Origin of the sequence: Neobacillus sp. 19 (genome assembly GCF_049463095.1) — a bacterium.
GTDB lineage: Bacteria > Bacillota > Bacilli > Bacillales > Cytobacillaceae > Neobacillus.
The window spans coordinates 1-9,881 of the sequence record NZ_JBMPZU010000039.1 but is presented as its reverse complement, the minus strand read 5'-3'; the positions used below and the strand labels follow the sequence as shown (position 1 = coordinate 9,881).

The following is a 9,881-nucleotide window of genomic DNA, read 5'->3' as shown; positions in this document are numbered from 1 at the left end:
TTGCATCTAATACTTTCGCTATATTCACTGATTCATTCCTCCTAAAGAATACTTACCATTACCCCTATGGGTATAATAGTATTAAAAATTAAAGAAGGTGTCAACCCTTCTTTAACAGACTTTTCACCAGCAGATTAACCGCTTCTTTTACTAATTCTTCCATACTTCTTTCGCCTTCTTCAGTGGCTTTTTGAACACACTCCACTAAATTAGAACTAACGACAACCCCAATTGTACGATCGATGGCTGTCCTTGCTGCAGATAATTGGGTGATCACTTCTTTGCAATCCTTATTTTCTTCCATCATTCTAAGAATTCCTCTTAATTGTCCTTCAATCCGTTTCACTCTATTTTTCATTTGATCATTATAATCCATGCACGTAACCTCCTTGATACAGAACGATATTGACAAGTTATATAATATACCCATTAGGGTATTTTGTCAACCGTATATTTTTTCAAGCAAAAAGAGCATCAATTGACGATGCCAATATGCCTGTATTATATCTTTTTAATCCAAAATTTAATCACCGTTTCTTACAGAAGAATACGTTTTCCAACCGCCATCTACATTTTTAACACGATAACCGTTATTCTTTAGAATCCGACTGGCTAAATATCCTCTTAATCCTACTTGACAACTGACATAAATGGTCTGATCTTTTGGAATATCCGCTAATTTATTTCTTAGTTCGTTTAGGGAGATATTTATGGAGCCTTCAATATATCCAAATTCACGTTCCATTGGCTCTCGAACATCGATTAAGAGTCCACCCTCTGCAACAATTTGGTCCACTTCATGCCATTGAATATGCTCCAATTCACCTTCTGTGATATTGGATGCCACATAGCCTGCCATATTTACAGGATCCTTAGCAGACGAATACGGTGGGGCGTAGGATAATTCAAGGTTAGTCAGATCTTCTACCGTTAAACCGCCTTTTATGGCTGTAGCAATCACATCGATCCGCTTATCGACACCGTCCGCGCCTACGGCTTGGGCTCCAAAGATTTTTCCAGTTTGTTTCTCAAATATTACTTTTAAGGCAATTGGTGCTGCATCTGGGTAATACCCTGCATGTGAGCTCGGGTGAATATGAACGACTTCATAGGACATACCTAAGCGCTTTAATAGTTTTTCATTATTTCCAGTGGCAGCGACAGTTAAGTCAAACACCTTCGCAATTGAGGTACCCATTGTTCCTTGATACTTCTCTTTCTTCCCCATCATGTTATTCGCAGCTATCCGACCTTGACGGTTAGCAGGTCCGGCAAGCGGGATTATCGTTTTTGCACCGCTTATATAATCAACTACTTCTACTGCATCTCCAACAGCATAAATATATTGATTCGATGTTTGAAGGTACTCATTTACAATGATTCCGCCGCGCTCTCCTAATTCCAAACCTGCTGTCTTAGCCAATTCATTTTCCGGTCTAACACCGATAGACAGAACTGTCATATCTGTTTCCATTTCCGTCCCATCAGATAGGACGATCCGCTTTCCTTCGTCACTAAATGATTGAACACCATTTTCTAAAATTAGCTGTACACCTTTTTCTTTTAAATGACTGTGTAAAATACTAGCCATTTCAAAATCAATCGGAGCCATTATTTGATTGGCCATCTCGATAATAGTTACTTCTATTCCCCTATCCACTAAGTTTTCGGCCATTTCAATCCCAATAAAACCGCCGCCGATAATGACTCCCTTTTTAGGATTGTTAGAATCAACATAGTTTTTGATCCGGTCTGTATCAGGAATATTTCGTAAAGTAAATAGAGTCCCGTTTTCATTTATTCCCGGGATTGGAGGGACAATAGGTCGTGCACCTGGTGATAATAATAATTTGTCATATGATTCTTCGTACACTTCCCCCGTTTGTAAATTTTTGATCGTCACCTTCTTGTTTTCTGGATCGATGCTCAATGCTTCACTGAAATTGCGGATATCCAATTTGAACCGTTCAGACATTCCTCTTACCGTCTGCACTAATAATTTACTTCTATCTTTAATTGTCTCACCAATATAGTAAGGTAAACCGCAATTGGCAAATGAAATATGTTCACCGCGTTCTACAAGGATAATTTCTACCTCTTCATTCATTCTTCTTAATCTTGCTGCTGTAGTTGCACCACCTGCAACTCCACCGATGATGATGATTTTCTTGGTCATTTTATATCCCTCCAAATTTATTTTACAAGAACCCTTCCATTCATACCCTCCAAGATATACCCCCATGGGTTTAATACCTATATGGGTATTATAAACCGCAAAATAAGATTGTAAAGCCATCTTTCCTGACTTTCACAATTTCTTCACAATTAGTGATATTCTTAAATGAGAAAAGACAGGGATTCATTCCCTGTCTTGAACTTTATTACTTGTTTACAATCTTTTTATACCATGCAGCCGCCGCTTCTACCTCATCGACGGTTAACTGATGACCCCTATTTTCCCAATGGAGCTCCACTTTTGCGTTTGCTTTCTCTAATAATGATTGTAGTTCAGCTGATTCGAGCGGGGAACAGATAGGATCGTTTTTTCCAGCGGCAATAAATACTGATTTTCCTGTTAAGTCAGGAAGTTCAATACCTTTTCTCGGAACCATCGGATGATGAAGAATTGCCCCTTTTAATGCATCTTGATAGTGAAACAATAAACTTGCAGCAATATTGGCTCCATTGGAATAACCAATAGCCATAATATTATTTCTATCAAAATGATACTTTTTAGCTGCTTCGTCAAGAAACTCGTTTAACTCTTTTGTCCGGAAAATAAGATCCTCTTCATCAAAAATTCCTTCTGCTAATCTGCGGAAAAAACGAGGCATTCCATTTTCTAATACATTTCCTCGGACACTTAATACAGCTGCCTCATCATCAATCATTCCCGCAAGTGGTAAAAGATCCAGTTCATTTCCACCAGTACCATGCAGTAAAAGTAATGTGGGTTTTGCAGCGTCTTTCCCTGGATTATATATATGTTTCATCTTCTATTTCCTCCATTTCATGATTCTAATTTAGGAGTCGGCCTACATTAACGAAGTTCCAATGGTCTTAATTTCGCTTCAATATCGACGCGTTTTGGTTCCAAAAATGGTGGTAATGCCAGGCTTTGACCCATTGTTTCCATTGGTTCATCTGTAGCGAATCCTGGAGTATCTGTTGAAAGTTCAAATAATATGCCATTTGGTTCTCGAAAATACAATGCTTTGAAATAATATCGCTCAACTTTTCCGGAATTCGGCAAACGGTACTCCTTTAGTCTCTTTGCCCATTGATCATATTCTTCCTCGTTCGGAACCCGAAAAGCGACATGGTGTACCCCGCCGCGGCCTAATCTAGCTCTAGGCAGTTCTGGTCTGGTTTCAATATGGACTTCTGCACCGCTGCCGCCTTCGCCGGTTGCATATACCAATATATCCGGATGCTTTCCATCAAGCGATGGATAAGAACCGACGGAGCGAAATCCCATAACCTCAGTCAACACCCCAATGGTTGGTTCGGCAATGCCAACAGTCAGTGTAACAGGTCCTAATCCGATAATTGTATGTTCTAATGGAATATCGTCACGCTCCCATGGAACCCCTGCTCGTACACCCTTTTCGCCGTTATCTGCGACAAGGATTAATTGTGTGCCTTCGAAATCTCTAAAGGCTAGTGTGTCGCGGTTCGCTCTTTTTTCAATCTCATCATGTTGAATTCGATAATGATCAAAACGGTCTTTCCAGAATAACAATGAATCTGTACTTTTCACCCTAAGCGATACTGTAGAAATATCTGATGTTCCTCTATATGTGTGCCCAAGGCCGGGAATATCAAAGAAAGTAATATCCGTTCCAGGAGTTCCTTCCGCATCCGCATAAAAAAGATGATAGGAGTCTGTGTTATCTTGATTTACGGTTTTCTTAACCAATCGCATTCCTAGAATCTTGGTAAAAAAGTCATAATTTCTTTCTGCTTTACCTGTTAGGATAGACACATGATGTAGTCCTAATAGTTCCACGTACATCACTCCTTGCTATGATTTTATTAGCAATTATCTCAAATTAATTTATCTTGAATATGAGATAATTGTAATTCATAAATGGTAATGTGTCAATAATAGTTTATCAGGAGGTATTTGGTATATACACATTAAAAAAGGATCCTGGACATTTTCTTTAAAGAAAATGTCCAGGATCCTAAGACAGCGTAAATATTATTATAAAAATTTCCCTTTTATTTTGTTAAAATGATTGGTCCCTCTTTGGTGATAATTAATGTGTGTTCATACTGTGCAACAAAGCTGTTTTCGGTAACAAAGGTCCATTCATCATCTTCCACTTGAAATACTTCTTCTTCTAAGGTTGAGATAAATGGTTCAAATGCGATAACCATACCTTCTTTTAACAGGCCGTTGTCCGAAGTTTCGTTATAATTATAAATATACTCTGGTGCTTCATGGATTGTCCGTCCTATTCCATGACCAGTTAGATTTTTGATAACTGTTAATCCATGCTGTCTGGCAATTTGGTGAACGACCTTACCCATTCCAGTTATTTTTGAACCTGGTTTTGCTTTTTTTAGTCCTGCCTCAAATGCTTCTTTTGCAACGCTGCAGATTTTCTTAAATAGTTCATCGCCTTCCCCAACAACAATAGAAATACCCGTATCAGCAAAATAGCCATTTTTGGAACCCGAAACGTCAATGTTTACTAGATCCCCTTCGTTAATAACCCGATCGCCGGGAATGCCATGTGCCACTTCTTCGTTCACACTGATACAAGTATAACCTGGAAAATCATATTCCCCTTTCGGTGCTGAAACAGCCCCTGCCTTTTCAAATAGTGCTCCAGCAATATCATCAAGTTCCTTTGTTGTGATACCAGGTTTCGTTCTTTGTACTAATTCATCTCTTATTGATGCAACGATTTTTCCTATCGCTTTTAAACCATTAAAATCCTCTTCTGTCTTGGCAATCATTCTTCTTTCCCCAATCTAAATAATTTTAGATAAAACATCCATGTCTTAGATTGTACCTAATACCGATGCAAAATTCCATATTGCGCTGTCAGGTTTTCAATGGACAGTGGTTGTCTGTGGGGATCTTTTTTGGCTGTATTACGGTACAAATACAAGCAGCAGCCATCCATATAAGCAAATTAGTGTAAATATGAGCGTTGGTGGAATGACAAGGAGGGTAATCTTCATATATTCAACCCAGGTGATTTGTATTTTATTTCTTTTTAAAATATGCATCCAAATCAGGGTGGCCAACGTTCCTATTGGCAGGATCAGTGAGCCGATATCACTGCCGATGATATTGGCCAGATACACTGTTTTCATAATAAGCGGGTCTAGTCCCATATCTGTCAAGGCGAGAGTGGAAATCATTAAGGCTGGGTGATTGTTAAAGATATTTGACAACAAAGCTGTTATGACACCCATTGTTAAGCTTGCATGTAACAGGCTGTCATGGACGAGTGATGTCAGATTATCTATTAAGATAGACGTTAAGCCGATATTGTGCAAGCCGAAGATGATGACATACATACTAAATGCAAAGATTAATATATGCCATGGAATTTTTCCTGCTACGTCTTTAGGATTTACCTTTAAATAGATCCACCTCCAAATTAATAAGATGATTGAACCGCATACCGCTACAAGTGATACGGAAATGCCAATAAAAGAGGCAGCAAATAGACTAATTCTAACGAGGAATACAAAAATTAACATGTTTATCATGAGTTTCTTCTGTTGGTGAAATAAATTTTCGGCGTTCTTCTGCAAGGGATGGAAAGGCCGATTTTTTTGTAAAGGGATTGAGTAGGAATGGTGGCCAATTTCCGTTGGAATATCCTTCTTAAACACTAGAAACAACAAATAGGATAAGAAAAGTAATCCAAGCACACCAGGAACAAACATCATTTCTGTTTGCAGATAAAGATCCATTCCGATTATTTTCAAAGCGATAAGGTTGACTATGTTGCTAACCCCGATTGGAGCACTAGAAGCAGTTGCGATTAATGCACCACTTAAAAGAAAGGGTATTTTTTGGCTGTTTTTTAACTTAAGATTATTTAAAATGAGGATAAGTATGGGTGTAGTTATCAATATGCTACCATCGTTATTAAAAAATAAGGTCATTAAAAAGCAGAGCAGTAACGTATTCCAAAATAAGCGAATTCCTGACCCTTTTGACAATTTTAACATAAGCGCAGCGGTCCAACTGAAAAAGCCGAAGCTTTCAAGCACAATGGCCATAACGATAGTGGCAATAATGGTGATGGCGGCTCCTGTAACTTTTGAACTTATATCAAGCAGATCGCCCGTCGAAACACTCCCGCTTAAAAATACGAGAATGGCTCCAATCGTGGCTGGTATTGATTCATTCATATTTTTTGGACGGATAAATATCAAAGCCATTGTGAAAATAAATGCAAATATGGTGATGATCATCGTTGATTGATGATACATAAAAATGAATTTTCTCCCTTCAATTAGTTTCCCTTCTTTTTTTCGTTTGCTACCTCTTGTCCTTTGGTCTATTTTACGTAACAGAGGAAGGCTTGTTCTAAACGAATATCTCGTAAGGAAACAAAATAGGCAGGTGTCATTCACCATTTTTACTAGGTATATGAACTAGCAACAATAGGATTTCCTGAGCTTAATTATCATTTCCATCAACAAAAGAAAACCGATACTGTTTAGGTATCGGCATGTTAATGGTTTAAATAATTGATAAAAGACAGATTAACAGTAAAGACTATTCGTTTCCTTTTGAACCATGTGAGCCTTTGGATCCCTTACTGCCTTTGCTGCCCTTTGAGCCGTGCGAGCCTTTGGATCCCTTACTGCCTTTGCTGCCCTTCGAGCCGTGTGAGCCTTTGGATCCCCTACTGCCTTTGCTGCCCTTTGAGCCTTTCGAGCCTTTTGGACCAGGCTTACGCTTTTTAGCTAGCGGTCCATGTTTTGGTCCCTTTTTTCCTTTACTGCCCCTAGAGCCCTTGCTGCCCTTCGAACCTTTACTGCCTTTTGAGCCTTTCGAGCCATGACTGCCGTGGGAACCAGATGAACCATGACTGCCATGGGAACCAGATGAACCACGACTGCCGTGGGAACCGGATGAACCGTGACTGCCGTGGGAACCAGATGAACCGTGACTGCCGTGGGAACCAGATGAACCATGACTGCCGTGGGAACCAGATGAACCATGGCTGCCGTGGGAACCAGATGAACCATGACTACCGTGGGAACCGGATGAACCATGACTACCGTGGGAACCGGATGATCCTCTTGAACCGTGACTGCCCCTACTTCCTCCTTTTGACCCTTTACTGTGCTTTTTTCCCTTTTTTCCTTTCTTGCCTAACTTGAATTCCACAGGGTTATTGACTAAAAAGTCCACGACCCCATTTTCTTTTGCTTGTAATAACAGTTCTTCCATCACCATACTCATTTTCCCCTTCCACCACTTTCTTAAGTTTTATGCTCATTGTTAATTTATGGGGAAGAAGTGGAATTGGTTATAGACAAACATTTATTTTTTTATAATTAACCAAATGCCCATATACGGCACCATTGCTATATTTCGAGCATAATATTTTAAAAATATATATTTATAGGGGTATTACCATTGCAAAAATATGAGATTTTCATTAATCCCAAGATGTTAAACCAGCTGGATAAAGATATTTGGTTGAATGAGCATGTCCCTGCTACCCTAAAAATCGGTAGTGACCAATTTTCAGTCAACATAAAGTATCGCGGAAATGTGATTAGAAAGAAGAAAAAGAAATCCTATGATATCATTTTTCAAAAACCTTATACCGTTAACGGAGCCCACGAAATCCATCTAAATGCCGAATTTAATGATGTATCACTCAGCCGTAATAAGCTATCACTTGATTTCTTTGACAGAATAGGCGTCATCTCACCACACTCCAAGCATATCCTCCTATATATTAATGGCTATTGTAAAGGAATTTATCTAGAGCTCGAATCATTCGATCAATATTTTTTGAAAAAAAGAAATTTACCGCATGGTCCAATCATTTACGCCACCAATTATCACGCAAATTTCTCCTTATTAAATCCAGACAAAGAATTAAAAACAACATTGGACGAAGGCTACACAATCAAATATGGGGAAAAAAATGACCTCGCCAATTTAGAAGAATTGATTGCTATGATTAATACATTAGGCAATGAAGAGTTTGAACAACAAATACCTCAGGTGCTTGATGTCATCCAGTATTTAACGTGGTTGACTGGCGTTGTTTGTACCCAAAACTTCGACGGTTTTATCCATAATTATGCACTATATCAAAATGGTGGAACCGGCCTATATGAAATCACCCCCTGGGATTATGATGGCACCTGGGGCAGGGACCTCCATGGGAAACCTCTCGACCATGACTTTGTGCCTATAACTGGCTATAATACGCTAACTGGGAGATTGCTTCATTTTCCTGATGTGAAAGAAAAATATCGGAATATTCTATCCGCCGTTTTAGATTATGAGTTTACTGTTGAATCACAAACTGAGAGGATTGATGAACTATTTGAATCAGTTAAACCACACCTTCATCTCGATCCGTTTATTAAAACAACCTCGGAAATATTGGATAGAGAAAAGGAATTCATACAAACTTTTATTCAAAAAAGAAATGCTTTTTTGAAACAACAAATGACGAAAATCCAATAAAGGAACAGGTATATGGTTAAATATCATATACTTTTTTTTGCCTATTTTTTACCGCATCTATGAAAAAAAGGCTACTTTATTAGTACAACATCACCCCGTGATACATATAGATGCAGTGTAAATGTTTATTTAAATTAAAGGAGGAAAATTCTTTTATGGATAGAGAAATGATGAATCAACATGTGGGTAAAACAATCAGGGTTGACCGGGGAGGCCCAGAATCTAGAATTGGGAAATTACTGGCAGTATTTGAAGACTATTTTGTCCTATTAACAGAAACCGATGGTGTGGTTTACTACAAGACGAACCATGTCAGAAGCGTGACAGAAAGTTCCAAGGACATCCTGAATTTCGGAATAAAGGTTCCAACAAAATTAGATTACAAGACAGCGGAAAACTTTCATAAACTTCTGGAAAGCATCAGATTCCAATGGGTAAAAATAAACCGCGGCGGTTCGGAGTCATTGGAAGGCGTACTCAGTGATGCAAATAAACATTTCGCTTCACTTATCGTACAAGACGAAGTGGTACGTTTTTCCATGAAACATATACGCAATATTAGCTACGGCTTAATGGTTGAAAAGAAGAAAAATGACTCCGAAAATTCCAATGACGATGATCAAAATGAGGATAACGATAACAACCAAAATAACGATGACAATGAGGATAACGAATAACCATTACGTCGCTTCTCCAAAAGAGAAGCGACACATTATCTCTTAAGGAGGATGAAACATGGGGTTAGATAAATTTTCAGCTGCATTAGATTTATTAAAGGGGTTTAATGTAAATCTCTATGTAGGTGAAGACATTTATAAAGGAAAACTGATTGGCGTGGAACCGGATCATGTGGTAATGGAAACGGAAGATAAATACATTTTTTATTACAACATTGATAAAATTCAAGCGATCACAAAAAACACGAGGCAGTTTCAGCCTGAGGAACCAACAGCGGAGTTTCAAAAAACACAGAGCTTATCAGAACTTTTACACTCATTCCACCATTCTTGGGTAACCATCTTAAGTATCAATAAGCAAAGATTTAGTGGTGTTCTAAGTGATATTGATACTGATTTCGCTACTCTAATTAATGGTGAAGAGCGCATCTTAATTAAAATAACGCACATATCCAATATCTTAAAGGGATTTGTTAAAGAGAAGGAAACTAAAAAGGAAAAAGCTGAAA

Annotated in this window: 10 protein-coding genes; 3 read left to right on the top strand and 7 right to left on the bottom strand. The window is 38.4% G+C overall.

The annotated features are described in order from the left end of the window. Positions 1 to 100: 100 nt before the first annotated feature. From ACO1D1_RS13005 to ACO1D1_RS12975, 7 genes are all read right to left on the bottom strand, one after another. A complete protein-coding gene (locus tag ACO1D1_RS13005) occupies positions 101 to 376 on the bottom strand; it encodes a metal-sensitive transcriptional regulator (protein WP_423336160.1) in 276 nt (91 codons plus the stop codon). 147 nt (positions 377 to 523) lie between these two features. Then, on the bottom strand, positions 524 to 2,176 hold the full coding sequence (locus tag ACO1D1_RS13000; protein WP_423336159.1) for a CoA-disulfide reductase: 1,653 nt from the start codon (positions 2,174 to 2,176) through the stop codon (positions 524 to 526). 205 nt (positions 2,177 to 2,381) lie between these two features. Then, positions 2,382 to 2,993: an alpha/beta hydrolase gene (locus tag ACO1D1_RS12995; RefSeq protein WP_149870241.1), complete on the bottom strand. Its 612-nt coding sequence runs from the start codon at positions 2,991 to 2,993 to the stop codon at positions 2,382 to 2,384. 47 nt (positions 2,994 to 3,040) lie between these two features. Next, positions 3,041 to 4,009: a ring-cleaving dioxygenase gene (locus tag ACO1D1_RS12990; RefSeq protein WP_149870240.1), complete on the bottom strand. Its 969-nt coding sequence runs from the start codon at positions 4,007 to 4,009 to the stop codon at positions 3,041 to 3,043. A gap of 215 nt (positions 4,010 to 4,224) precedes the next feature. Beyond that, on the bottom strand, positions 4,225 to 4,968 hold the full coding sequence (gene map / locus ACO1D1_RS12985) for a type I methionyl aminopeptidase (RefSeq protein WP_149870239.1): 744 nt from the start codon (positions 4,966 to 4,968) through the stop codon (positions 4,225 to 4,227). Between the two features lie 138 nt (positions 4,969 to 5,106). Further along, entirely contained in the window at positions 5,107 to 6,465 is a 1,359-nt protein-coding gene (locus ACO1D1_RS12980; protein WP_149870238.1) for an arsenic transporter, read from the bottom strand. Positions 6,466 to 6,754: 289 nt separating this feature from the next. Beyond that, entirely contained in the window at positions 6,755 to 7,447 is a 693-nt protein-coding gene (locus ACO1D1_RS12975) for a hypothetical protein (RefSeq protein WP_149870237.1), read from the bottom strand. 177 nt (positions 7,448 to 7,624) lie between these two features. On the opposite strand from ACO1D1_RS12975, the gene ACO1D1_RS12970 reads away from it, so the two are divergent. From ACO1D1_RS12970 to ACO1D1_RS12960, 3 genes are all read left to right on the top strand, one after another. Next, complete coding sequence (locus ACO1D1_RS12970; RefSeq protein ID WP_149870236.1) at positions 7,625 to 8,695, top strand: CotH kinase family protein; 1,071 nt, start codon at positions 7,625 to 7,627, stop codon at positions 8,693 to 8,695. Between the two features lie 155 nt (positions 8,696 to 8,850). Further along, a complete protein-coding gene (locus ACO1D1_RS12965; protein WP_149870235.1) occupies positions 8,851 to 9,372 on the top strand; it encodes a hypothetical protein in 522 nt (173 codons plus the stop codon). Positions 9,373 to 9,430: 58 nt separating this feature from the next. Beyond that, a partial coding sequence (locus ACO1D1_RS12960) for a hypothetical protein (RefSeq protein ID WP_423336158.1) occupies positions 9,431 to 9,881 on the top strand: 451 nt, incomplete at its 3' end.